This is a genomic window from Evansella vedderi (assembly GCF_030813435.1).
Classification (GTDB): Bacteria; Bacillota; Bacilli; order Bacillales; family Salisediminibacteriaceae; genus Evansella; species Evansella vedderi.
Genome location: NZ_JAUSUG010000008.1, coordinates 165,541 through 189,330, shown reverse-complemented (window position 1 = coordinate 189,330; position 23,790 = coordinate 165,541). Strand labels below are relative to the sequence as shown.

Sequence of the window (23,790 nt, the reverse complement as noted above, 5' to 3'; positions counted from 1 at the left end):
CGTAACATATTAAGTTGGAAAAAACTTTGTAGAAATATTAACAAACCTATCCCCGTTTATTTTCACCCTTCATATCAATTACATCATTTAGGTGACGAATTCTCTCCATGATCCGCTTAGCCTTCAATTGGTCCATCTTTTCCACTCCGCCTCTTTGTGTGTAAGACAAGTGATACTCTAACTCATCTAAATCAAAATTAGAGGTGAAAAGCGTAGGTAACTTCTCCATCATTCTAAATTGAAGGAGGGCACCAAGAATATCATCACGAACCCAGTTAGACATGGTTTCTGCACCAATATCATCTAATATTAGTACTGGAGATTTCTTTACTTCATCCAATTTTTCCTGATAAGACCCGTCCCCTATTCCATTCTTTAATTCTCTGAAAAAATCAGGGGCGTAAACAATCATGGTGTTCACTTGTCGATCAGCCAACTCATTGGCTATGGCACCCATAAGAAAGGTCTTTCCAACACCAAATGGGCCATATACATATAGTCCCCTTCCATTTTCACCAGGGGCAACATTGACAATAAACTCCATAGCCTTTGCTACTGCCATTGTTCTTGAAGGATTATCTTCATGAACATCGTCAAAAGTAGCGTGGGTCATTTCCTTAGGGATATATAAACTTTTTATTAAGGATGCCTGCTTTTTTCGATCATCTTCTTTTCTCTTTAAGGAACACTTTTGATATTCCAAATGTATATCTTGGCGATAAAGGGACAGCCTTGGCTGGTACCCTTTCATAAGATTAGGGCATGCTTGAAGACCAGGACAATTATCGCAATTCTCCCATTGTTTTTTGTATTGAAAGAGATCATTTAGGCCTCTTTGAACCTGTTCATTTGTAATAGAGTACTCTCCAATAAAACGTTGAATACGGGGATTGGCCAAAATATCCTTTGATAGTTGTTCAAAACGATTTCCCAGCCTTGTATCCTGGAAGCTCCTTAACGCCCGTTCAATGGATTCCAACGCTTACCCCTCCCTCTTCGTCTTTCTTAACATCTCTCTATATTGGGCAACCTTCTTCTTCGCTTCCATCCATTCATCAGGATTTTCTTTCTCTTCGTTCCATGTTTCATCTGTCATCCATTTTGGTAAAGGCTCCTGACGAACATTTTTCATTGGTACGTTTGAAGAAGAAGATTTCGTCCCTTTGTTTAATTCCTGTTTTTTTCGATAGGAATCATTCTTGTCATATTCCTTCCTAGCAAATTCCATTGCTTCCTTCACTGTTTTTAAGTTCGCTCGGCTCCAGTGGCTAGCAATCTTAAATGCTAGGTTTTTATTAAGTTTCTTATCGTGCATAATAAAGATATATTCTAATAAAACATTTACTACCCCTGGCTCAAGCTTATAGTCAAACATGAGTTGTTCTACGATATCAATATCCCCTGGGTAAACTTTCGCACCATTCCCCAATTCCTCCATATATTCGATAGGAGAGGTTGTTTCAAAATAATGAATTTGTTGTTCTTCCTCCGTTAATGGGGCTTTTTTAGGGGTACGTAACGATTCAGGTTGAACCCGTAACCCTAAGCGTGGTGGCTTGTCCGATTCATTCATTCGATAGCGTCGTTTTACCTGCTTTCTAAATTCTTCTCGTTCAAGCTCATCAGTGTGAAGGATGGAATCCTGAACAACTTTACTCATTTCCATGGGATTCATTTTATATAAAAATGCCATTTTTAGAATGAGCTGCTTATTATCTTCTTTTAACAGTTCTTCTTTGGATACAAAAGCAGGCAGCAACGCAAGCATCTCTTCAAAATCAAAATTAACCCCTTCTACCTCATAAATAGATGAAGAATCCCCACGACTCTCCAATGAATGTTCATAGGCAACAGCCTCCAATAAATCTGGATGCTCCCTATTCATTTCTGACGGATGTACAGAAGTAAAGACTTGATCAAATGAACGGGTAATATTTTCAAGATCCTTCTTCTCCACAGGGTATACTCTAAATGTATTTCGAAGCTGTATATACTGTTCTTTACTACCTATTCGATTATATAAAAAGACACTAAGCATATCATCTGTAAAAAATGCTTCTGGTGACATTGGTGGCAAGAGTTCATAATAATGTATATACTCATCCTCCTGCTTTTTCCTAAATACCTTTAATAACCCAATCGCTTCCAATTTTTTTCTTTCTTGAAAAATTTCATCTAAATGTTTCCCGGTAAAGATCATTAAAGATTTATGCGTTCTTTCAATGTACTTTCCTTTATTTCGACTAATATCGCTCTTTAATGTCATATATAAACTATATGCTGAGGCTCCAATTAATGGTTGGTATAGTAAGGTTAGCACATCAAAATCCGTTTCATGAATAGGAGTATTCACATATGCTATAAATCGATCTGATGGCAGGATTTCTTTCCAATGCAATACATATCACCCTTTACTTTTCTGCAATAGAGAAAAAATGGAGCGAAATCGCCCCATACTAACCTTAAGCTACTTATTATTATTTCCTCGATCTAATAATTCCTTAAGCTCATCAACAAAGACATTTATGTCCTTAAATTGTCTGTATACAGATGCAAATCGGACATAGGCCACATCATCTAATGTTGCTAAACGTTCCATAACTTGCTCGCCAATGTCGTGACTCATCACCTCGGATACACCTTGGTTCCTGATTGCCTTTTCCACATCTTCTACGATAATTTCTAACTTCTCTAAAGGGACAGGACGTTTTTCACAAGCTCTTATTAGCCCACGTAAAACCTTTTCTCTACTGAATTCTTCCCGATTACCACCTTTTTTTACGACAATAAGGGGCGTTTTTTCAACACGTTCAAAGGTTGTGAAACGGTAACTGCATTTTTCACATTCACGTCGGCGGCGAATAGAGCGACCTTCATCACTCGGTCTTGAATCTAATACCCTTGTTCCATTATACTGACAACTTGGACATATCATGTACGATCATCTCCATTTAACGGTAGTTGCCGGAAGATGTTAGTTCATCCCCTAATCCTGTCCCAACAAATTGTAATCGCTTGTTTATTTCTCCGTACAGATGATAGATTAATTTTCTGCTGTAACCAAAGTCGGAAAAGAGGATTGTTTCCGTGTTAACAGAAATATCTATCGCTGTTCTAAACGGTCTAACCATAATTACTGTTATAACCATAAAGGCTTTCTTACCCTTTTTTACATTAACAATAATTTCTCCATGCTCCTCATTAATGGAGGAAATGGTAAAACCTGACTGTTGCCCCAACAATGCTTGAATATCTTGTATTACTTTGTCTTTTGTGGACTTATAGTAGTGCGTTCTAAGTTTTTCATCCACATGTTTTTCTCTTGTTTCCGTATGCGTACTAAAAAATCTTTTTATTCTTTCCCATAATCCCATTTTCATCCCACCTTATCCTTATTAGAATAGCAAGAAATAAGAGCCAGTTCAATCGAAACAATTGGAAATTCTAAGTTTTTTTGTATAAGAGTCTGTTCAAAAAGTTTTGTTTTACTTTTTGAAACAAACTTTTGAACATGCTCTATAGAAAAGAGAATATCTTAAAAGGTCACTTTTTACCTTTTAAGATATTCTCTAGTTAATTTTAGTACATTTCTATACTTTTTAATAGGAATAGGAAGATTCTTGTATTGAGGATTTATTCGTTAGTTTTTCTGCAACAAGACGGACAAGATCAGCAACCCTGCAGGAATATCCCCATTCATTATCATACCAAGCTAATACTTTTATTTTCCTCTTATTTATTACCATTGTAGATAAGCCATCTATAATAGAAGAATGTTCATTCCCGTTAAAATCCGTAGATACCAGTGGCTCTTCCGTGTAGGCTAAAATTCCTGGTAACATATTGTCCGCTGCATCCTTCAAAATTTTATTCACTTCCTCCACAGTAACTTCTTTTTTTACATCGATCACTAAGTCCACTAATGAAACATTTGGGGTTGGAACCCTTAATGCTAAGCCATTTAGTTTTCCATTAAGGTTAGGTAATACTTTGGAAATTGCTTTCGCTGCTCCTGTAGTGGTTGGAATAATCGATTGCCCGCAAGCCCTTGCCCGCCGTAAATCTTTATGTGGGTTATCTATATTCTTTTGATCATTCGTATAAGAATGAACGGTAGTCATCATACCTGATTCGATACCAAAATGCTTATCTAAAATAAAGGCAACTGGAGCAAGACAATTCGTTGTACAGGATGCATTGGAAAGAATATGATGTTTCTCCGGATTATAATCTCCTTCATTAACACCATAAACAATCGTTATATCTTCTTCTTTTCCTGGAGCTGTAATTACAACCTTTTTTGCCCCTGCTTCAAGATGGTAAGCTGCTAATTCTCCTGTCTTAAACTTCCCAGTAGCTTCTACCACAATATCTATCCCTTCCTTTTCCCAGGGTAAGAGTCTTGGATCTCTTTGTTGGAATAATTTGATTTTACTCCCATTAACAATGAGGTGGTCATCCCTTGCATCTACCTCTCCATAAAAGGGTCCATGAATTGTGTCATACTTAATTAAATGTGCTAGGGTTTTAGCTGGATAACTTGCATTTATTGCTGTTACCTCTATTGTGGGGTCCATCATTAACTTCCTGAAAACCATTCGCCCTATTCTCCCGAAACCATTAATAGCTACCTTAGTCATATTCATTCCCCTTCCGGAATTTATGTTATACTATATTGTTTAATTTCTGTTATTTAGTATAACATATATTATGCATTAGGGAACGAAAAATTTCCGAAATACTAAGACCTTATTTGAATTAGGTAGAATAAAAACCATTAAAGACGAAATTCATCTTTAATGGTTTATTTTGATACCCCATTTACTTAATACGTGCTCAAGCTGTTCTTTTGTTTCTTCCAAATACCCTTCATTATAAATAATTTCAGTTGCAAATTCTTTCTTTTTATCAATGGGCATTTGTGCTTCTATCCTTTGTCTTGCTTCCTCTAAGGTAAAATTATCCCGCTTCATGAGACGCTTCTCCTGTATGGATGGAGAAACATAGACAAGAAGTACTTTATCTACCATATGCATTAAGTTACTTTCCACCAATAGGGGGATGTCCATTACAACTGTTTCGTGCCCTTTCTTAAAATAATTTTCCGTTTCCCTCTTCATTTCTTCTCTGATTGCTGGATGAACAATGCTATTTAACAAAAGCCTTTTTTCTTCGTCTTGAAAAACAATCACCCCAAGCTTTTTTCGGTCAATATATTTATTATTCTCCTGTAATATTTCTTCTCCGAAGGCTTGTACAATTTTTTTATAGGCTATCTCCCTAGGTTCCACAACTTTACGGGCGATAACATCTGCATCAACGATGGGTAAACCATAATCATTCAACATTTTTGCAACTGTTGATTTCCCACTTGCAATACCACCAGTTAATCCAACTATCATTTATTTTCCCCTTTCTGATAAAGCATTGAGGTGTGGTTACAATGACCACACCCCGATTAATATGAGTAATAACCCTGGGATAAAAGAAAAACGTTTAACCCACTTCGTTTCCGAAAAAAGCCAGCCGCTTTTCATACCTAAAGTGAGACATACCCCACACATAATTCCTACAGTAATAGCCATTATCCATGGGGAAAAACCGATTAGTGCTGCTCCTATTCCGGCTCCAAATGCATCTAAGGATAATGCTAATCCAAGTAAAAAAGCTTCCCTTCCATTGATTGTACCGGAATTATCTAAGTCAGCATACATGGGTTTTCTCAATACTTTAATTACAATCCCTAGCCTTTTAATTTCCAAATTTATTATTGTCTCTTTTTCATTACTGTTTTCTTTCTTCCCTTTATGATCATTATTAGCTGGTCTGTAAATTTGATAAATGGCCCATATACCAATACCAATAAGAATAATTCCACCTAATGATTCTGCTAAAGCTGGTGAAATAAGTTGTTGGATCAATCCACCGAGTCCCATGGCAATTAGGATTGTTACTGCAGAAAAGCTGGCAATTAGTAATAAAGATAAAAAGGGCAGCTTCATTTTTCTTAAACCGTACGTTAAACCTACACCAAAGCTATCCATACTAACTGCGAATGCCAGAAGTAACAGTGATGCCAGTTCCACCATATTGATGATCTCCTTCCAACACTTGACATTGATACGATAGTATATGGAAGCAGCCTTTCCAACGTACGTGAATTTCTGGTGAAAAGCCCATTTTTTTTATAATTGATTTATTTACACTGTCATCAATCCTTATCTCTTCTGGCAGGAACTGCAAGTATGTGTTCCTCGCCCTCCTACAACTGATCGTACTATCGGGGTATTGCATACCTTACAATACTCTCCTTGTCTCCCATAAACAAATAAAGTTTGCTGGAACATCCCCATTTCCCCTTGACCATTAACATAGGATTTAATGGATGAACCACCCATTTCGACGGCTTCCCCTAAGGTTTTAATTATACTTTCATGAAGCCGTTCCGTTTCTTTAAAAGTTAATTTATCACTTCTTTTTTCCGGATGAATTCTTGCTCGGAATAAGGCCTCATCAACATATATATTCCCAAGACCTACTACTAATGTCTGATCTAGGAGTGCAGGTTTTATTTTCCTTGTTGTTTTCTTTAGCAGATGATTTAACAACTTAGGGGTAAAGTCTTTAGAAAATGGCTCCACCCCTAATTGGGATAAAGGTAAATGTCGTTCTTCCTCCCCCTTAGGAAATAAATGCATGGTTCCAAATTTTCGCACGTCCCTATACCTTAATTCTTTGTTTCCTTCTAAAAAGAACCTCACGTGTGTATGTTTTTCAGGGGATTCCTCCCCTGAAAATAGTCCGTATCTACCTTCCATACGTAAATGGGAAACAAGAGTATCTTCATCCAGTATAAAAACGAGAAACTTTCCCCTTCTTAGAATATCATTAAATCTTTGGCCAATAAGTCTAAGCTTAAATTCCTCCACATCATCTGGAAATTTAATCATCTTTGGCCAAGTTACAATAACCTTTTCTATTTTTTCTCCCTTTATAAGTTCTAAGAGGGTACGTCTCACTGTTTCAACTTCTGGCAGTTCAGGCATACTGTCACCTACTTGTCTTAAGCTTTAAAAAATCATTTTGCATCATACCAAGTTTTACCATACGAATAATCCACCTTTAATGGAACGGCTAATTCTACAGCATTTTCCATTATTTTAGGTACTATCTCCTTCATTATTTCCAATTCCTCTTCCACTACTTCAAAAATTAGTTCGTCATGAACCTGTAGCAGCAGCTGGGATTTTAAATTTCGTGTTTCCATTTCTTCAGCCATATCCACCATTGCTTTTTTTATTATATCTGCGGCACTCCCTTGGATCGGTGTATTCATGGCGGTCCGCTCCGCAAAGCTTCTTAAATTAAAATTACGGGAGGTAATTTCCGGTAAATATCTTCTTCTTTGAAGCATCGTTGTTACGTAACCTTTGGCACGGGCTTCATCCACTATATTTTCCATATAATCCTTTACTCCTGGGAAACTCTCTAAATAACGATCGATAAATTCCTTTCCTTCCTTTCGAGTGATTCCTAGGTTTTGGGATAAACCATAGTCACTAATCCCATATACAATTCCAAAGTTTACTGCCTTTGCCGTACGACGCATTTGTCCGTCTACTTCTTCTTTATTTACATGGAAAACATCCATGGCTGTCTTCGTATGAATATCCAAATCCTCATTGAAAGCTTGAATTAAATTTTCATCTTTAGAGATGTGAGCCAAAACTCTTAATTCAATTTGCGAATAGTCTGCTGCGAAAATAACTGCATTTTCCCGTTCTGGAATAAAAGCATGTCTTATTTTACGCCCTTCTTCCAAACGGATTGGAATATTTTGCAGATTTGGTTCCGTAGAACTTAATCTTCCTGTTTGTGTTAAAGCTTGGTTAAAGATGGTATGGATTTTTCCTGTCTTTTTGTGGATTACTTTTAATAATCCCTCGATATAAGTGGAATTAAGTTTACCAAGTTGACGATAATGAAGGATTTTTTCAATGATCTCGTGCTGATCTTGAAGTTTCTCCAATACATCTGCAGAGGTGGAATAGCCCGTTTTTGTCTTCTTAATAACTGGAAGATTCAACTTTTCAAATAAAACCTCCCCTAATTGCTTAGGTGAATTAATATTAAACTCCATTCCTGCTAAAGAATGAATTTGCTTTTCCATCTCCTCCAATTTTTCACCAAGCTGAGAACCCATCTCCCTTAATTCGTCCTTGTCCACTGCTACCCCTGTCATTTCCATCGTTCCTAAAATAATCGACAACGGCATTTCTAATTCTTTAAATAACTCGTATTGCTTATTATCCTTTAACTCCTTCTCTAAGTCAGCTTTGACGTCATTAATAATGGAAGCCTTTCTTACAAGGTGCTGCGCTAAATCTGATTGATCTGGAATGTGCCGTTTTTTCCCCTTTCCATAAAAAAACTCATCAGATTGTACACTAATACTCTTTTTACGTTTGGCTATATCCGAAAGATCATGGGCATTAGATGATGGATCGATAATGTAGGAGGCTATTTGAACATCAAAACTAACCCCTCTTAGTATTATATTTTTCCACCCAAGAGCCACTACTGCCCGTTTCGCATCAAACACCCATTTTTCCATTGACTCATTTTCAGCCCATTGACGAAATATCTCACTCTTAGATGCAATATCAATAGGGATAAAGAAGTTACCTTTCTTATTGACGATACTAATCCCCAAAATGTCTGCATCATGGTAATTTTCCTCTAATACTTCAACCACTACAGAGGAAGGACTGTGAAGAATTTCATCCCTAATTTCATTCATTATCGTTAGATCTAAATCCTCTATATTTTCGTGGCACTCCCCTTCTTCACTATCAAAACGATCTAATAAAGAAGAAAATTCCAGTTCTTTAAATAAAGAAACCACTTTTTCATAATCTGGTTCAACTAATACAATATCTTCAAATCTTATCTCCACCGGTGCATTCGTTTCGATAGTGGCTAATTTTTTACTCATAAAGGCTTCTTCTTTATTTGTCTCTAACTTTTCTTTCAGCTTCCCCTTAACTTGGTCTATGGAGTCGTATAATCCTTCTACCGATTTGAATTCCTTCAGAAGCTTGATGGCTGTTTTTTCACCTACTCCAGTAACACCTGGAATATTATCTGAACTATCCCCCATTAATCCCTTCATATCAATTATCTGATTTGGGGTAATGCCGTATTTCTCGTCTACTAGCTTTAGATCATATGTATCAACATTAGATATCCCTTTTTTAGTTAAAGCTACGTGCACATTTTCTGAAACGAGTTGAAGGAGGTCTTTATCACCGCTAAATATTTTTACCTTCCACTTCTCTTCTTCCCCTATCTTAGCAAGGGTACCGATAATATCATCCGCCTCATAGTTCTCCACTTCATAATGGGCAATATTAAATGCCTTTAATAAATCTCGCATGACCGGAAGCTGTTCAGAAAGCTCTGGGGGGGTCTTTTGTCTACCGCCTTTATATTCCTTGTATGTATTGTGGCGGAAGGTAGTTTTTCCTGCATCAAAAGCCACTAGCATATGGGTAGGCTTTTCCTCTTCTAATATCTTTAAAAGCATGGTTGTAAATCCATAGATAGCATTCGTGTATACACCTTTTTCATTATTTAAAAGAGGAAGAGCAAAAAAAGCACGATAAGCAATACTATTACCGTCAACAAGGACGAGTTTATTCATTCAAAACACCTCGATTTATTATGATACACTTATTTTATCATGAATGGGACAAGTAACAAACGTAAGGGCATTAAGGTTGGTAGAACAAAAAACATTTGCCTAGGGTCTACCCTGAAAATTCGAATCTGGTTATCATTCGCTACGATCCACTCCCTTTCCGCGGACGATCTGTCAAGCCCCCACGGGCTTTGCCCTGTGTGGTCTTGGCTTGCTCGTTCTTCTGCAGGAGTGTCGTGGACCTTCGCTCATTCCAATGCAGACTAAAATTTTTCATTCTCCATGGTGCAAAATTTAGTTTGCATTGTTGTCTACTCATTAAAAAGAGCGAAGGGGGTGGTCCTTCGCTCGACTTTTGTAGAATTACTCTTCTCTTTTCTCATTTAGTAGTTGTTTATAAAAGGAGATTCTAAAGGTTGTTCCTTTTCCAACTTCACTTTCCACGGACATTTTAGCTTTATGTGCTTCTATTAAATGTTTAACAATAGCAAGGCCTAATCCTGTTCCTCCGGAATTTCTACTTCTTGCACGATCTACCCGATAAAACCGTTCAAAGATCCTTGGGATTTCCTTTTTACTAATGCCAATTCCCGTATCTTGGACTTCTAATATAACGGTTTCCGTTTGTTCACGTACCCTTACTGTCACCTCTCCCTGTTCTGGTGTATACATGACCGCGTTATTGATTAAATTAATCAGGATTTGCTTCATTCGCTGCGAGTCCGCATAAATGGTTCCATTACCAATGAATTTTTTATGGAAGGTAATATTTTTTAATGCTGCTTTTTCCCCTAACATTAAAAACACATCTTCAATTAATGTTTCCAGGTTTACTTCGTCCATATTTAAAATAAATTGTGACCCTTCAATTTTTGATAACTCTAAAAGATCATGTATTAAGCTTTCTAATCTTTCTGATTCTTTGGCTATAATGGAAATAAATTTCTCTCTTAATTCTGGATCCTCCATTGCCCCTTCTAGGAGTGTTTCGGTAAATCCCTTTAATGATGTGACTGGTGTTTTTAATTCATGGGATACATTTGCAACAAAATCCTTTCTGGCCTGCTCTAATTTCTTCAGTTCTGTGATGTCATGAAAGACGAGTACAACCCCTTTTAATTGATCGTCATTCCCCAGGATTGGTGCTCCATAAACGTCAAAATGGCGAATCTCTATTTGGATCGGTAAACTAAATTGCCGCCTTCTTCTTTCTTCCGTTAAAAGAATTTCCTGAATTAGTTTGATAATTTCTTTATGCTTAATCACCTTATAATAAAGCTTTGTCAGCCATTGGTCTGTATCTTCTTGAAAAATAGCTTTACAGGAGCGATTCACAAGGGAAATGTCTCCTTTTGCATTTACCAGTATTAACCCACTCCCCATGTTTTCAATTAATGTTTCCAGACGCTCCTTTTGTACTTCATATGTTTTAGTTATTTCTCCTAAATTTTCTGCCAATACATTAAGAGATCGATTAAGTTCCCCTGTCTCCATATTCGTACCTTCATAAGTACGTACTGAGAAATTTCCCTTTGCTAATTGGTTTGCAACTAAACGAGCATCCTCTATAGGCGATATTAATTGATTTGTAAGTTTAGTAACAACCATAACAATAATGATAAAGGCAATAAAGAAGCTTACGAAAATAATAGTCCATATATTTTGATATACTTGGTTTAATTGGTCAATCGGTAAACCTACTCGTAAAAATGCTGCTGGTTCACCTTGATCTATTAACGGAATAGCATAATACAGTAACTCAGCATTAATGGTTGAACTATAGCGAATTTCTTGCCCTCTACCATGATCAATAGCTTGTAGGACCTCTGGCCTTTCTAAATGATTTTCCATTGTTAATGGGTCTGCATGTGTTTCTACTAGCACAACTCCATTTAGGTCTATTAAGGTTATTCGAATATCTAACCGTTGTGAAATACTGTTTAGCTTTTGTTTAACGGATTGTATATCAGAATAATCATCTTCTTCTATTAAAAATGCTACTGCCTCTGCTTCTTTTTCTACACGATCATACATTCTTTCAAAATAGAAATCCTTAAACAAAGGACCTAATATTGCTCCTAAGCTAGCTAAAACAATTAACGTAACCATTGCAATGGGAAAAATAAGCTTTGTCCGGTAATTATTCATCCTTTGTTGGCGCCTCCAGCTTATACCCTAAACCACGGACGGTTTTTATATATACTGGTTTTTTTGTATTAGGTTCAATTTTCTCACGTAAATGACTAACATGTACGTCAACTATTCTCGTATCTCCCACAAAATTATAATTCCAGACGGCATTTAATAAGGTGTCACGTGTCATTACTCTACCTTTATTGTTTGCTAAATATAATAACAATTCAAATTCCTTTGGTGTTAATTCCAATACTTCATTTCGAAGGTAAGCCTCATAATTATCTGGACATATGGTTACTTCGCCAATTTTAATTACCTTATTCTCCTTTTGTTCCACTGATTGATCTTTAGTAGTTGTTTGCGTTCTCCTTAAAATGGCTCTTACACGAGCTACCACTTCCCTTGGACTGAAAGGTTTCGTTAAATAATCATCTGCTCCTAGTTCTAAACCTAACACCTTATCAAATTCATCATCCTTTGCTGTAAGCATTAGGATAGGAGTCATTACTTTATTCTGCCTCAGTTGTTTACAAACCTCTAGGCCGTCCATTTCTGGCAGCATTAAATCCAATATAATTAGATCATAGGATGCATCCATTGCCTTTTCTAAGGCGGTTTTTCCATCCATTGCGGTCGATACCTGGAAACCTCCTTGCTCAAGGTTAAATTGAAGTAATGTAACAATTGAATCCTCATCATCTACAATTAAAAGCTTATATGACATTTCATTTTCCTCCTAAAACCTTTGGCTTTTCCTTTACCAAAGCTCTTTACAAGATTACACTCACATCCCCAGTGTAGTTCATTTTGCTTCTATCTTACTATATTTTGCTCAATAAAACATTTTCAAATAAAAAAGATGACCAAAAGAGTATCAATACCTCTTTAGTCATCTTTTACTGTTTAAAAGTTTTCAAAGTTGCCAGCATCATAAGTCATTGGCTTCCACGGATATGGTGGACACACTTCCATTTCTCCCGTTAAAATTTCATCCCCGTACTCATCTTTTCCAGTTACTAAAATGGTTGCCGTATGCTTTTTCGTATCTACACTTCCTACCTCCAATTGGAGATGAAGTGTACCATAGTGGTAAAGTGGTTTAGGGTAGGAGAGATTCATCTTTAGTATGGAACTTCCTGGGCCTGGTAAATACATAGAAATAGCTGATGACACGAATCCATGGATCATAATATGTGGCACAATCGGTTTTTGATAGGGAGTTCTAGAAGCATAGTCGTGTTGAATATAAATAGGGTTTGCATCATCTGTAAACCCTAAATATAAGAGAATATCCTTGTCTTCAATTTTTTTGGATAGCTCTACCTTTTCCCCTACTTTAATTCCATCTATTGTACGACCAAGTTTACGTTTTTTTGTAAACATTAAAATCCCTCCTACTCTCGTAAAAATTCGTAAGCGTTTTCAAAACAGATGATAAGAAATCCGGTTACTAATAACCGGATTTCTTATTCTTAATTTTAAAATACTACGAATTTTAGTTTTTTAAAACCTTCATTACATTTTGAACAGATTCTACAGACTTTGCTAATGCGGCTTTTTCTTCTTCATTTAGTTCTAGCTCAATTACTTTTTCAATTCCATCTCCACCAAGGATAGTCGGTACTCCTAAATATAAATCTTCGTAGCCGTACTCCCCTTCTAGGTAAGCGATGGACGGGAGGATACGTTTCTTATCTTTAAGAATCGCTTCCACCATTTGAACAATAGAGGCGGCTGGTGCGTAATAAGCGCTGCCAGTACCAAGAAGATTAACGATTTCTCCTCCACCTTTACGAGTACGTTCAACAATGGCATCAAGGCGTTCTTGAGGAATTAATTTTTCTAATGGAATACCACCTGCGTAAGAGTATCTCAGCATTGGTACCATGTCATCACCATGGCCACCAAGAACAAATCCAGAGACGTCCTCAACTGATACATTTAGTTCTTGAGCTACAAATGTCCGGAAGCGAGCTGTATCCAGTACACCAGATTGACCGATAACACGATTTTTAGGGAATCCTGACTCTTTAAAAACTGTGTACGTCATTGCATCTACAGGATTTGTTAAAACAATAATATAACAATCCGGAGAATACTTTACGATCTCTTTCGTTACTTGCTTCATTATTCCTGCATTGATAGAAACAAGATCATCACGACTCATACCTGGCTTACGGGCAAGGCCAGCAGTAATAACAACGATATCAGAACCAGCAGTTTCTTCATAGTTAGAAGTTCCACTAATATTAGAATCAAATCCTTGGACAGGACTTGCTTCCATCATATCTAAAGCCTTTCCTTTAGTAGGATTTTCCATATCTGGAATATCCACAAGCACAACATCCCCAAGTTCTTTCTGTGCTGCCATTAATGCCGTTGTTGTACCTGTAAACCCACCACCAACAACCGTAATTTTTTTACGTTTAATAGCCATTGTAGAATCTCCCTTCATTTACGATAATTTTTCAAAGTATCGTTTATTCAATTAAAGGTTTTTAATTAATTCATTACCAAACTCGGAGCATTTAACTTCTGTAGCACCTTCCATGAGACGTGCAAAGTCATAAGTTACTACTTTACTGCCAATTGTTTTATCCATTGAATTTTCAATCATGTCGGCAGCTTCTGTCCAGCCTAAGTGACGAAGCATTAACACTCCTGAAAGTAAAACGGAAGAAGGATTTACTTTATCAAGACCTGCATACTTAGGTGCTGTACCGTGTGTAGCTTCAAAAATTGCATGGCCAGAGTTGTAGTTTATATTAGCTCCTGGAGCAATTCCGATCCCACCAACTTGAGCCGCTAAAGCGTCGGAAATATAATCCCCATTTAGGTTCATTGTAGCTACAACGTCAAACTCTTTTGGACGAGTTAATATTTGTTGTAAGAAAATATCTGCAATAGCATCTTTAACGATAATTTTTCCATCAGCTTCTGCTTTTGCTTGTGCTTCGTTTGCAGCATCTTTTCCTTGTTCTTCGACAATTTGATCATATTGAGCCCATGTAAATACTTTATCACCAAATTCTTGTTCCGCTAGTTCATAACCCCAGTTTTTGAAGGCACCTTCTGTAAACTTCATAATGTTACCTTTATGTACAAGTGTAACACTCTTACGTCCTTCATCAATTGCATATTGAATTGCTGCACGTACTAGACGATGTGTTCCTTCCTCTGATACTGGCTTCACACCGATCCCTGATGTTTCAGGAAAGCGGATTTTTGTTGCTCCCAATTCTTCTTGAAGGAAAGTAATAAGCTTTTGCACTTCATCGGACCCTTTTTGGAACTCAATTCCAGCATAAATGTCCTCTGTATTTTCACGGAAAATAACCATGTCTGTATCTTCCGGACGTTTTACAGGTGAAGGAACACCCTCAAACCAACGCACAGGACGAACACAAGCATAGAGGTCAAGCTCTTGACGTAGTGCCACATTAAGAGAGCGGAAACCTCCACCAATTGGAGTTGTTAATGGTCCTTTTATTGCGATTAAATATTCACGGATAGTCTCTAACGTTTCAGCTGGAAGCCACTCACCAGTTTGGTTAAATGCCTTTTCCCCTGCTAATACTTCTTTCCATACAATCTTTTTCTCACCGTTATATGCCTTTTCTACTGCAGCTTCAATAACACGTGATGCTGCAGCCCAAATATCTGGACCTATTCCATCCCCTTCGATATATGGAATTACTGGTTGATTTGGAACGTTTAATGAACCATTTGTTACTGTAATTTTTTCTCCTGCCATTTAGATTACCTCCCAATTTAAATCAATAATATATGTAACTACATTAGGAAAGGGAGGTCCTAAGGAAAACTCCCTCCCTATGTTTACAACTTATTTCATAAATGCTTAATTTCCTAGCGGTCTTCTAATGGGATCCACTCTTGGCGATCCGGTCCAATATATTCTGCACGAGGACGGATTAAACGGTTATTGGCATACTGCTCTAGAATATGAGCGATCCAGCCAGATACTCGGCTCACTGCAAAAATAGGAGTAAATAAATCGTGCTCAATTCCTAAACTGTGGTATACAGACGCAGAATAGAAATCTACGTTTGGTAATAAGCCTTTTTCATTTGATACAATTTCATCAATTTTAACACTCATATCATACCATTTAGTTTCTCCTGTAATACTGGTTAACTGTCGAGACATTTCTTTTAAGTGCTTAGCCCGTGGATCTCCATTTTTATAAACTCGATGTCCAAAGCCCATAATTTTTACTTTTTTGCTTAGTGCATCTTTAATGTAGTCCTCTACCTTTTCAACTTCTCCAATTTCAGTGAGCATTTTCATTACTCTTTCATTAGCTCCTCCGTGAAGTGGTCCCTTTAAAGCACCTATAGCTGCTGTGATTCCTGAATACATATCCGATAGGGTAGCCACACACACACGTGCTGTAAATGTAGAAGCGTTAAGTTCATGATCTGCGTGAAGAACTAATGCTTTGTTGAATGCTTTCACAGAAATTTCATCAGGTACTTCCCCATTAAGCATATAAAGGAAGTTTGCGGCGAAACTTAAGTCATTTCGAGGAGCAACTGGTTCTTTCCCTTGTCGAATTCTTGAGAAAGCAGTAACTATTGTTGGAAGTTGCGCTTGTAATTTAAGCGCCTTTTCACGGTTTGCTTCTTCAGACATTTCATCAGCAGCTTCATCAAATAATGCGAGATTAGACACTGCAGTTCGTAATGCTGCCATTGGGTGAACTTTATCTACTGGGTAAGTCTTCATTTGATCTAGTACTTCATTTGATACAACGGCTGCATCAGCTAACTCCTGTTGAAATTTCTTCAATTCTTCCTTATTTGGAAGGCGGTGATTCCATAACAGAAAAACAACCTCTTCAAAACTTGCATGGTCAGCTAAATCATCGATATTGTATCCATAATATGTTAATACACCATCGATGATGGAGCTTACACTAGAAGTGGTTGCAACTACACCTTCTAAACCCTTTGTTGTACTCATACCCTACCTCTCCTTTTCTCTGTAATTATTGGGGATTATTTATTTAGACCCAAAACTAAACTAATGGTTACTTGGGGACTGTCGTTTCATAGAAAAAAATGCAATTATCCAATTTATTGAAAAATGTTTTTTTAGAATATTTTCTTTGAAACGTGTTCCCTTTTGCACAATCAACCGCAAAAAATTGAAAAAAAACGTAAGCGGTTACGATTGAAAGAATATTCGCCCAAACTATTTGAACTATGTAGAACTGGTACCATTTGTCTTACATTATACCATTTTTAACTTTTTTGTGAATGTTTAATTTTTAAAACAAATTAAAATTCAAACTTATACCATTATTTTAATTTGTTAGAAAATTCACAAACACTTATTAAATCAGCTCCCCATAGAACTAAAATATTCGACAACTTTTATTGCTATATAGGCGATTCCGGCACCTATTAAAGGGCCAACAGCTACGCCATTAAAAAGGGCAACCGCTAATATTGTTCCAAAAACTAAGGCAGTGGTAATATGTGGATCTGTTTTTAAAAGTTCAATACCGTTGGCAGCAATAATAGCTACGAGAATACCAGAAATTAGTGCTACCCATGCATAATATGTTTTTAATGCATGCTGTAAATCCTTAAATCCTATTTCCCCTGTCATAATGGGAACTAATACAGCTATTGTAATAATAGTAACACCAATTTGAATACCCTTTTGTTGCATGAGAGGAAAAACTTTTTCACCCAAGCCAAACCATTGAATGATAAGTAAAAATAGCACTGCAATAATGAGCGATTGATTTTTGGCAAAAAGACCAATAGCTAATAATATGAGCATGAAAAGCGTTGGTCCTGCAAACAAGCATGTCATCTCCTTTAAGGAATTCCATTTCATCTTAACATATTATTATAAAAAATTAAAAATTATAGCTCATCCTTAGTTTTGGCCTATACGAATGATGATGCATATTTTTATCGTACAAGCATAGATTGGTTGTATAGCTTGTCTAGTAAGGGGGATTAAAATGGGGAATAGTACCCTATACCAACGTCTATTCCGTACTTCTATTGTTATTACTTGTCTATTATTAGCCGTTCTTTTCCTATATATCTTAACGGTTTATTTATACCCATTTTTAATTGGATTATTAATTTCCCTACTATTTTTACCTGCAGTAAACTTTATAGAAAACAAATTCGGTTGGAAAAGGTCCGCTGCCGTTTTTTTTGTCATTTGCTCCTTTGTTATCGTCTTTTCCGCTCTTATGACCTTGTTAGTTGCTGAAATTGTTGCTGGGTTAAGCTATTTAACTAAAGTGCTTCCCCAATACATTCATGACGGTATAGATTATATTCATCAATGGTTCGATACGTATATCCTCCCTCTTTATGAAGGGGTACTAGCCTTTTCTTCCCAATTAAATCCAGGGCAGCAGTCAACAGTTCACCATTCTTTAGAATCCATATTAAGTGAATTAGGCACACATATTAGTACCTTATTACAACACCTTTTGAATGGTTTGGCTGATTTTTTACTAACTCTCCCAAACACAATAACCGTGTTATTCTTTGCTTTATTAGGGGCTTTCTTTATTACTAAAGATTGGCCATTAATGATTCAATGGTTAGAAACGAGAACCCCTAAAAGAGTGAAGGTAGTCATTAATAAAATGACAGTACAGTGGAAACAAGCAGTTGTAGGCTACATTCTTGCACAATTAGTATTAGTTTCTATGACTGGTACTATCGTTTTAATAGGGTTAATGATAATAAATGTAGAGTATGCCATCACAACTGCCATCTTAATTGCTATTGTTGACCTTTTTCCTTATTTAGGTACAGGGCTGATTTTTATACCATGGATTATCTATGCTTTTTTGTCAGGTAATTGGACATTATCTATCGGTTTATCTATTTTATATGGAATTGTCATTATTCAAAGACAACTTGCTGAGCCGAAGGTAATGTCTAAACACATGGGAATTCCACCATTAGCCTTGTTAATTTCTCTATTTGCTTGTTATCAGTTATTCGGTGTATTTGGACTTCTAATCGGTCCAGCTGTTTTAATCTTCATCCAGTCCATTATAAGATCAGGTTTAATCAATGAAATAACAGACTATGTAAAAGGATAAAAAAGATGGTGAGTAAGGGATTAGTGCCCCCTTTCACTCACCATCTTTTATTTGTGTAAAACATAATGTTCCCATTTTTAATCATTCTTTCAAAAACCCGTTGTAGAAATCCTTTAAATATGGCTCTTGTTTGTGGAATTAGTAGGAAAAAGCCAGCCGCATCCGTAATAAAACCAGGAGTCAATAATACTACTCCTCCTACTAATATACAAATGCCATCAAGAAGTACTCCACTAGGTACCATTCCTTGGGAGGCTTGCATTTGTGCTGTCCTAATAGCATTTAATCCTTCTCGTTTGGCTAATGCAGCACCTAATACTCCTGTTAAAATAATCAGCAATATTGTTGGAATAACACCTATCATGTTTCCTGACAGTATTAAGACCCAAATTTCAAGGGCTGGAATAATAATGATTAATAAGAAAAAGATTTTTCCCATAGCATGCTCCTTTAGAAGTGACATCTATATATTTAATATAAATTTTATTATTATTAAGTTTAATATTAAAGGTAGTTTTCTAAAATGTTTTTGTTTTAAGCTGAATATATTTGGCTTGGATACACTACAGAGCATTTACGAGCAGAGGAAGAGACAGCCACTTAACGTCTTCTGCTTCTCCAAGCATTTAAAAAAACAATTTCCGAAAACTGTCTTATTAAAAAAGAGGCTAGGACAAAAGCGTTTTGTCAATGAGAATTCCGAACGAAGCATATAAATCGCTTCGGAAATATACTTTTGCTCCCGCAGGAGTCTACGTATATTTCCTACGCTACAATAATACATTGTTCGTATTTTCATCTAAACACTTTAGTTATGTCCCAGCCTCTTTACTTTAAATATAATTATAAAACACTAGCTTGTCCTTTGTAAATGTTACCGTGATGTCCATCAACAGTCACTTCTTCTCCATCATTAAAAATAGTAGTAGCCTCGTCTACTCCTACAATTACAGGGATACCAAGACTAAGACCAACTACTGCAGCATGGGAAGTTAATCCACCTTGCTCGGTAATTACTGCTGCTGCTTTTTCAAAAGCTTCCATCATATCTCTATCAGTATTAGAAATAATAAGAATATCCCCTTGATTAACTCTGTTAATAGCATCTGCTGCATCTTTCGCAACAACTACTTTACCAGTTGCAGATTTTCTTCCAATTCCTTGTCCGGAAGCTGCAACTTCACCAATAACATGGACCTTCATTAAATTTGTTGTACCCTTTTCACCTACAGGAACCCCAGCAGTAATAATAACTAAATCTCCGTATTTTACAAGACCTGTTTCTAATGCCCCTTCTACAGACATTTGAAGCAATTCATCTGTTGAGTATGCTTCCTTCCCAACTTGTGGGAATACTCCCCAACAAAGGGCAAGGGAACGGCAGACACGTTCATTATTAGCAACAGCAATAATAGGAGACTTCGGACGGTACTTTGAAATCATACGAGCCGTATAGCCGCTCTCAGTAGCTGATAAAATGGCAGATGCACCCAAGTTTAAAGCAGTGTGGGAAACAGATTGACTGATAGCATCTGTAATCGTTTGTTCGCTCTCCAGTCTTCTTTTTCTTAAGATATCTTCATATTTCAGAGCTGTTTCCGTTTTCATAGCAATATTACGCATTGTTTCTACAGATTCTACCGGATAAGATCCAGCTGCTGTTTCACCAGAAAGCATGATAGCATCTGTTCCATCAAAAATAGCATTAGCTACGTCGCTTGCTTCTGCTCTTGTTGGACGTGGGTTCCTTTGCATCGAATCAAGCATTTGCGTTGCAGTAATGACAGGTTTCCCTAGGGCATTACATTTTTTAATAAGTTCTTTTTGTACTAGTGGAACGTCTTCAGCAGGAATTTCAACCCCTAAGTCACCTCTAGCAACCATTAATCCTTCTGATACCTCAAGGATTTCATCGATATTGTCAACACCTTCTTGATTCTCGATCTTTGGAATGATTTGAATGTGATTCGCACCATGTTTTTCAAGAAGCTCTCTTATCTCTAAAACATCTGAAGCCCGTCGTACGAAGGAAGCAGCAATAAAATCTACACCTTGTTCAATACCAAATAAAACGTCGTTAGCATCCTTTTCCGTGATTCCTGGAAGGTTTACGCTAACACCTGGTACATTAACGCCCTTCTTATTTTTAAGGATACCGCTGTTAATTACCTCTGTAATGATTTCACCATCACTTATACCTGTTACCTTTAATTCAATAAGTCCATCGTCAAGAAGAATCGTAGAGCCTTCTTGAACATCTTCTATTAAACCTGGATATGTAATAGAAAACCTTTCAGCAGTTCCAACTACTTCTGTCATAGAAATTTTAACAGTAGAACCCCTTTTAAGTTCAACCTCTCCACCTTCAACCGTTTGTGTTCGAATTTCCGGTCCTTTTGTGTCTAAAAGAATGGCAACAGTTTTATTTAACTTTGCAGCAGCTTCGCGAATGTTTTTTATTCTTGCTCCATGTTCTTCGAAGTCACCGTGGGAAAAGTTAAGACGGGCTACATTCATCCCCGCTGAAATAAGCTCCGTTAATTTCTCAACACTTTCACTGGCTGGACCAATCGTACATACAATCTTTGTTTTTCTCATCTTATTTCCTCCTCAAAAATAAACCAATCTAACTATAGTTTCAGCCTTTTTCCATATTCCCATACGAAAGCCAGGACAAAATACTTGTCCTAGCTTTAAAAGCTGTAAAACACTGTATTTCCAATAGTTTAAGTTACACGAAATTCTACTATTTAGCAATAGAATTTCTTATATGGACAACTCTTTTGAAAGTTGATACATTCTCTCATCAATTTTATGTTTTCGTGAAAGTGCTTCTTCAATACCGTGGGAGACAAGCTCGTTCTTTTCTATCCCTACCATTTTACCAGCTTCACCTTGAAGTAATAGTTCTACCGCATAAGCACCTAAACGACTTGCAAGAACACGGTCCGCTGCCGTAGGGGACCCTCCCCGTTGAATATGACCTAACACCGTAACCCGAGTTTCAAGGTTTGCACTTTCTTGAATCTGTTTTCCGATTTCAACTCCGGAGCCAACCCCTTCAGCCACAATAATAATACTGTGTTTCTTTCCTCTTTCATGACCCTTTTTCAATCGGGCTACAATATCTTCCATTGAATAATCTTCTTCAGGAATAAGAATGGATTCCGCACCGTCTGCAAGACCAGACCACAATGCAATATCACCTGCATCACGGCCCATTACCTCAACAACGTATGTACGCTCGTGAGAAGTAGCTGTATCACGAATCTTATCTATCGCATCAATTACAGTGTTAAGTGCCGTATCAAACCCTACTGTAAAGTCTGTTCCAGGAATATCATTATCAATTGTTCCTGGGACTCCGATACAAGGAAAACCATGCTCCGTCAGTTTCTTAGCTCCTTGGAAGGAACCATCTCCACCAATTACAACTAAAGCCTCAATTCCAAACTTTTTCAGTTGTTCGATTCCTTTCAATTGCCCCTGTTCTGTCTTAAATTCTTCACAACGAGCTGTGTAAAGCATCGTACCGCCTCGATGAATAATGTCGCCTACTGAACCTAGTTCTAGCTTTTTTATATCTCCGTTGATTAAACCAGAATATCCATAGTAAATTCCATATACCTCCAGGTTATGATAAATGGCTTTTCTAACTACAGCCCTAATTGCCGCATTCATACCTGGGGAATCTCCACCACTTGTAAGTACACCAATCCTTTTCATTACTAAACCTTCACCTCTTCATTTAACTAACTCAATTAAAATTTAATATGTGTTTAAAATACCACTTTCATTTACTAAAAACAACAGAGATCAGACGTCAAACAAAAAGGCTTTCTCCATTAAGAGAAAGCACAATCCTTATTTCATTACCATGACACCGTTTACATGGGTATATTCCCCAATATTTTTAAATTTTTCGTAACGTTTTAAAACAAGCTCTTCCCCTGGTAAATCCTTCAATTCTTGCAAGGATTTCTCTAATACTTTTTGGATTTGAGCAGCCTGCTCATCCACATTTCTATGAGCACCGCCACGTACTTCCGGAATCATTTCATCAATTAAACCAAGTTCCTTAAGATCAGGCGCTGTTATTTTCATTGTTTCAGCGGCCCTTTTGGCTTGAGATGCATCCTTCCAAAGTAAAGCTGCAGCTCCTTCAGGAGAAATTACAGAGTAAGTGGAATTCTCTAACATGTAGATTCTGTCACCTACACCTAAAGCTAACGCCCCTCCACTTCCACCTTCTCCAATAACAATACAAATAATAGGGACCCTTAGCCCAGCCATTTCAATTAAGTTTCTGGCAATCGCTTCACTTTGTCCCCGTTCTTCCGATTCAATACCTGGGTCCGCCCCTTTAGTATCTATGAAATTGATAATAGGACGTTGAAACTTCTCCGCTTGCTTCATCAATCTCAACGCTTTACGATATCCCTCTGGATGAGGCATACCGAAATTACGTTTAATATTTTCCTTCGTATCTTTCCCACGCTGGTGCCCAATAATGGTTACTGGTATACCTTGAAATTTACCCACCCCACCAACAATTGCTTTATCATCACCATATAAACGGTCACCATGGAGCTCAAGGAAGTCTGTAAATAAGCGATTAATATAATCTAGTGTAGTAGGTCTTTTGCTATGACGAGCTATTTGAACTCTCTCCCAAGGGTTTAAGTTCCCATAAATATCCTTTTCTAGTTGTTCTAAACGCCCTTCTAGCTTTTCAATTTCACCAGAAAGGTCGATCCCTTTTTCCTGTGTGAAAGCTTTTAATTCAGCTATTTTATTTTTAAGTTCAACTATTGGTCTTTCAAAAGGAAGCTGTTGATCAGCCATA

21 protein-coding genes are annotated in these 23,790 nt (G+C 37.0%); 1 reads left to right on the top strand and 20 read right to left on the bottom strand.

The genetic code is table 11. From position 1 onward, the window contains the following. Nucleotides 1–46 precede the first annotated feature (46 nt). The 16 genes from dnaI to J2S74_RS11850 all read right to left on the bottom strand — a co-directional run bounded on the left by dnaI (nucleotide 47) and on the right by J2S74_RS11850 (nucleotide 17,671). Nucleotides 47–979: a primosomal protein DnaI gene (gene dnaI, locus J2S74_RS11925; protein ID WP_307325894.1), complete on the bottom strand. Its 933-nt coding sequence runs from the start codon at nucleotides 977–979 to the stop codon at nucleotides 47–49. A 3-nt stretch (nucleotides 980–982) separates the two neighbouring features. Beyond that, nucleotides 983–2,398 (bottom strand): replication initiation and membrane attachment family protein, encoded by a 1,416-nt coding sequence (locus J2S74_RS11920; protein ID WP_307325890.1) that lies wholly within the window; start codon nucleotides 2,396–2,398, stop codon nucleotides 983–985. 69 nt (nucleotides 2,399–2,467) lie between these two features. Next, nucleotides 2,468–2,935 carry a transcriptional regulator NrdR gene (gene nrdR / locus J2S74_RS11915; protein WP_307325889.1) on the bottom strand — a complete coding sequence of 156 codons (468 nt, stop codon included), beginning with the start codon at nucleotides 2,933–2,935 and terminating at the stop codon, nucleotides 2,468–2,470. A gap of 16 nt (nucleotides 2,936–2,951) precedes the next feature. Further along, entirely contained in the window at nucleotides 2,952–3,374 is a 423-nt protein-coding gene (locus J2S74_RS11910; protein WP_307325887.1) for a DUF1499 domain-containing protein, read from the bottom strand. A 225-nt stretch (nucleotides 3,375–3,599) separates the two neighbouring features. Continuing rightward, entirely contained in the window at nucleotides 3,600–4,640 is a 1,041-nt protein-coding gene (locus J2S74_RS11905; RefSeq protein WP_307325885.1) for a glyceraldehyde-3-phosphate dehydrogenase, read from the bottom strand. A 156-nt stretch (nucleotides 4,641–4,796) separates the two neighbouring features. After that, nucleotides 4,797–5,402 (bottom strand): dephospho-CoA kinase, encoded by a 606-nt coding sequence (gene coaE / locus J2S74_RS11900; protein WP_307325881.1) that lies wholly within the window; start codon nucleotides 5,400–5,402, stop codon nucleotides 4,797–4,799. Nucleotides 5,403–5,438: 36 nt separating this feature from the next. After that, entirely contained in the window at nucleotides 5,439–6,089 is a 651-nt protein-coding gene (ytaF, locus tag J2S74_RS11895; protein WP_307325879.1) for a sporulation membrane protein YtaF, read from the bottom strand. A 129-nt stretch (nucleotides 6,090–6,218) separates the two neighbouring features. Further along, the gene (mutM, locus tag J2S74_RS11890) at nucleotides 6,219–7,046 is read right to left on the bottom strand and encodes a DNA-formamidopyrimidine glycosylase (RefSeq protein ID WP_307325876.1); all 828 of its coding nucleotides are present in this window, start codon (nucleotides 7,044–7,046) and stop codon (nucleotides 6,219–6,221) included. Between the two features lie 32 nt (nucleotides 7,047–7,078). Beyond that, nucleotides 7,079–9,703: a DNA polymerase I gene (gene polA, locus J2S74_RS11885; protein WP_307325874.1), complete on the bottom strand. Its 2,625-nt coding sequence runs from the start codon at nucleotides 9,701–9,703 to the stop codon at nucleotides 7,079–7,081. 360 nt (nucleotides 9,704–10,063) lie between these two features. After that, nucleotides 10,064–11,848, bottom strand: coding sequence for a two-component system histidine kinase PnpS (pnpS, locus tag J2S74_RS11880; protein WP_307325872.1), 1,785 nt, complete (start codon nucleotides 11,846–11,848; stop codon nucleotides 10,064–10,066). Next, nucleotides 11,841–12,560 (bottom strand): response regulator transcription factor, encoded by a 720-nt coding sequence (locus J2S74_RS11875; RefSeq protein ID WP_307325869.1) that lies wholly within the window; start codon nucleotides 12,558–12,560, stop codon nucleotides 11,841–11,843. Before J2S74_RS11875 ends, pnpS begins: the two co-directional genes overlap by 8 nt. Nucleotides 12,561–12,739: 179 nt before the next feature. Further along, nucleotides 12,740–13,219, bottom strand: coding sequence for a hotdog family protein (locus J2S74_RS11870; RefSeq protein ID WP_307325866.1), 480 nt, complete (start codon nucleotides 13,217–13,219; stop codon nucleotides 12,740–12,742). 112 nt (nucleotides 13,220–13,331) lie between these two features. Continuing rightward, on the bottom strand, nucleotides 13,332–14,273 hold the full coding sequence (gene mdh, locus J2S74_RS11865) for a malate dehydrogenase (RefSeq protein WP_307325863.1): 942 nt from the start codon (nucleotides 14,271–14,273) through the stop codon (nucleotides 13,332–13,334). A gap of 51 nt (nucleotides 14,274–14,324) precedes the next feature. Further along, nucleotides 14,325–15,590, bottom strand: a complete 1,266-nt coding sequence (gene icd, locus J2S74_RS11860; RefSeq protein ID WP_307325860.1) for an NADP-dependent isocitrate dehydrogenase — start codon at nucleotides 15,588–15,590, stop codon at nucleotides 14,325–14,327. A 113-nt stretch (nucleotides 15,591–15,703) separates the two neighbouring features. Next, nucleotides 15,704–16,819 carry a citrate synthase gene (citZ, locus tag J2S74_RS11855; protein WP_307325858.1) on the bottom strand — a complete coding sequence of 372 codons (1,116 nt, stop codon included), beginning with the start codon at nucleotides 16,817–16,819 and terminating at the stop codon, nucleotides 15,704–15,706. 378 nt (nucleotides 16,820–17,197) lie between these two features. Continuing rightward, nucleotides 17,198–17,671: a DUF441 domain-containing protein gene (locus J2S74_RS11850; RefSeq protein WP_370876003.1), complete on the bottom strand. Its 474-nt coding sequence runs from the start codon at nucleotides 17,669–17,671 to the stop codon at nucleotides 17,198–17,200. A gap of 163 nt (nucleotides 17,672–17,834) precedes the next feature. On the opposite strand from J2S74_RS11850, the gene ytvI reads away from it, so the two are divergent. Beyond that, the gene (gene ytvI, locus J2S74_RS11845; protein WP_307325856.1) at nucleotides 17,835–18,944 is read left to right on the top strand and encodes a sporulation integral membrane protein YtvI; all 1,110 of its coding nucleotides are present in this window, start codon (nucleotides 17,835–17,837) and stop codon (nucleotides 18,942–18,944) included. Between the two features lie 37 nt (nucleotides 18,945–18,981). Here ytvI and J2S74_RS11840 read toward each other — a convergent pair whose 3' ends face one another. From J2S74_RS11840 to accA, 4 genes are all read right to left on the bottom strand, one after another. After that, nucleotides 18,982–19,383: an FxsA family protein gene (locus J2S74_RS11840; protein ID WP_307325853.1), complete on the bottom strand. Its 402-nt coding sequence runs from the start codon at nucleotides 19,381–19,383 to the stop codon at nucleotides 18,982–18,984. 404 nt (nucleotides 19,384–19,787) lie between these two features. Further along, nucleotides 19,788–21,542, bottom strand: a complete 1,755-nt coding sequence (gene pyk / locus J2S74_RS11835; RefSeq protein WP_307325850.1) for a pyruvate kinase — start codon at nucleotides 21,540–21,542, stop codon at nucleotides 19,788–19,790. A 168-nt stretch (nucleotides 21,543–21,710) separates the two neighbouring features. Continuing rightward, nucleotides 21,711–22,670: a 6-phosphofructokinase gene (gene pfkA, locus J2S74_RS11830; RefSeq protein ID WP_307325848.1), complete on the bottom strand. Its 960-nt coding sequence runs from the start codon at nucleotides 22,668–22,670 to the stop codon at nucleotides 21,711–21,713. A 138-nt stretch (nucleotides 22,671–22,808) separates the two neighbouring features. Then, the gene (accA, locus tag J2S74_RS11825; RefSeq protein ID WP_307325845.1) at nucleotides 22,809–23,789 is read right to left on the bottom strand and encodes an acetyl-CoA carboxylase carboxyl transferase subunit alpha; all 981 of its coding nucleotides are present in this window, start codon (nucleotides 23,787–23,789) and stop codon (nucleotides 22,809–22,811) included. Nucleotide 23,790 lies beyond the last annotated feature (1 nt).

What these genes read in the sequence shown, in the direction of transcription:
- J2S74_RS11905 (WP_307325885.1), bottom strand. Translation starts at nt 4,640, where the DNA reads ATGACTAAGGTAGCTATTAATGGTTTCGGGAGAATAGGGCGAATGGTT.
- icd (WP_307325860.1), bottom strand. Translation starts at nt 15,590, where the DNA reads ATGGCAGGAGAAAAAATTACAGTAACAAATGGTTCATTAAACGTTCCA.
- pnpS (WP_307325872.1), bottom strand. Translation starts at nt 11,848, where the DNA reads ATGAATAATTACCGGACAAAGCTTATTTTTCCCATTGCAATGGTTACG.
- ytvI (WP_307325856.1), top strand. Translation starts at nt 17,835, where the DNA reads ATGGGGAATAGTACCCTATACCAACGTCTATTCCGTACTTCTATTGTT.
- citZ (WP_307325858.1), bottom strand. Translation starts at nt 16,819, where the DNA reads ATGAGTACAACAAAGGGTTTAGAAGGTGTAGTTGCAACCACTTCTAGT.
- pyk (WP_307325850.1), bottom strand. Translation starts at nt 21,542, where the DNA reads ATGAGAAAAACAAAGATTGTATGTACGATTGGTCCAGCCAGTGAAAGT.
- polA (WP_307325874.1), bottom strand. Translation starts at nt 9,703, where the DNA reads ATGAATAAACTCGTCCTTGTTGACGGTAATAGTATTGCTTATCGTGCT.
- mutM (WP_307325876.1), bottom strand. Translation starts at nt 7,046, where the DNA reads ATGCCTGAACTGCCAGAAGTTGAAACAGTGAGACGTACCCTCTTAGAA.
- J2S74_RS11870 (WP_307325866.1), bottom strand. Translation starts at nt 13,219, where the DNA reads ATGTTTACAAAAAAACGTAAACTTGGTCGTACAATAGATGGAATTAAA.
- pfkA (WP_307325848.1), bottom strand. Translation starts at nt 22,670, where the DNA reads ATGAAAAGGATTGGTGTACTTACAAGTGGTGGAGATTCCCCAGGTATG.
- J2S74_RS11910 (WP_307325887.1), bottom strand. Translation starts at nt 3,374, where the DNA reads ATGGGATTATGGGAAAGAATAAAAAGATTTTTTAGTACGCATACGGAA.
- J2S74_RS11840 (WP_307325853.1), bottom strand. Translation starts at nt 19,383, where the DNA reads ATGGGAAAAATCTTTTTCTTATTAATCATTATTATTCCAGCCCTTGAA.
- mdh (WP_307325863.1), bottom strand. Translation starts at nt 14,273, where the DNA reads ATGGCTATTAAACGTAAAAAAATTACGGTTGTTGGTGGTGGGTTTACA.
- nrdR (WP_307325889.1), bottom strand. Translation starts at nt 2,935, where the DNA reads ATGATATGTCCAAGTTGTCAGTATAATGGAACAAGGGTATTAGATTCA.
- J2S74_RS11875 (WP_307325869.1), bottom strand. Translation starts at nt 12,560, where the DNA reads ATGTCATATAAGCTTTTAATTGTAGATGATGAGGATTCAATTGTTACA.
- ytaF (WP_307325879.1), bottom strand. Translation starts at nt 6,089, where the DNA reads ATGGTGGAACTGGCATCACTGTTACTTCTGGCATTCGCAGTTAGTATG.
- accA (WP_307325845.1), bottom strand. Translation starts at nt 23,789, where the DNA reads ATGGCTGATCAACAGCTTCCTTTTGAAAGACCAATAGTTGAACTTAAA.
- coaE (WP_307325881.1), bottom strand. Translation starts at nt 5,402, where the DNA reads ATGATAGTTGGATTAACTGGTGGTATTGCAAGTGGGAAATCAACAGTT.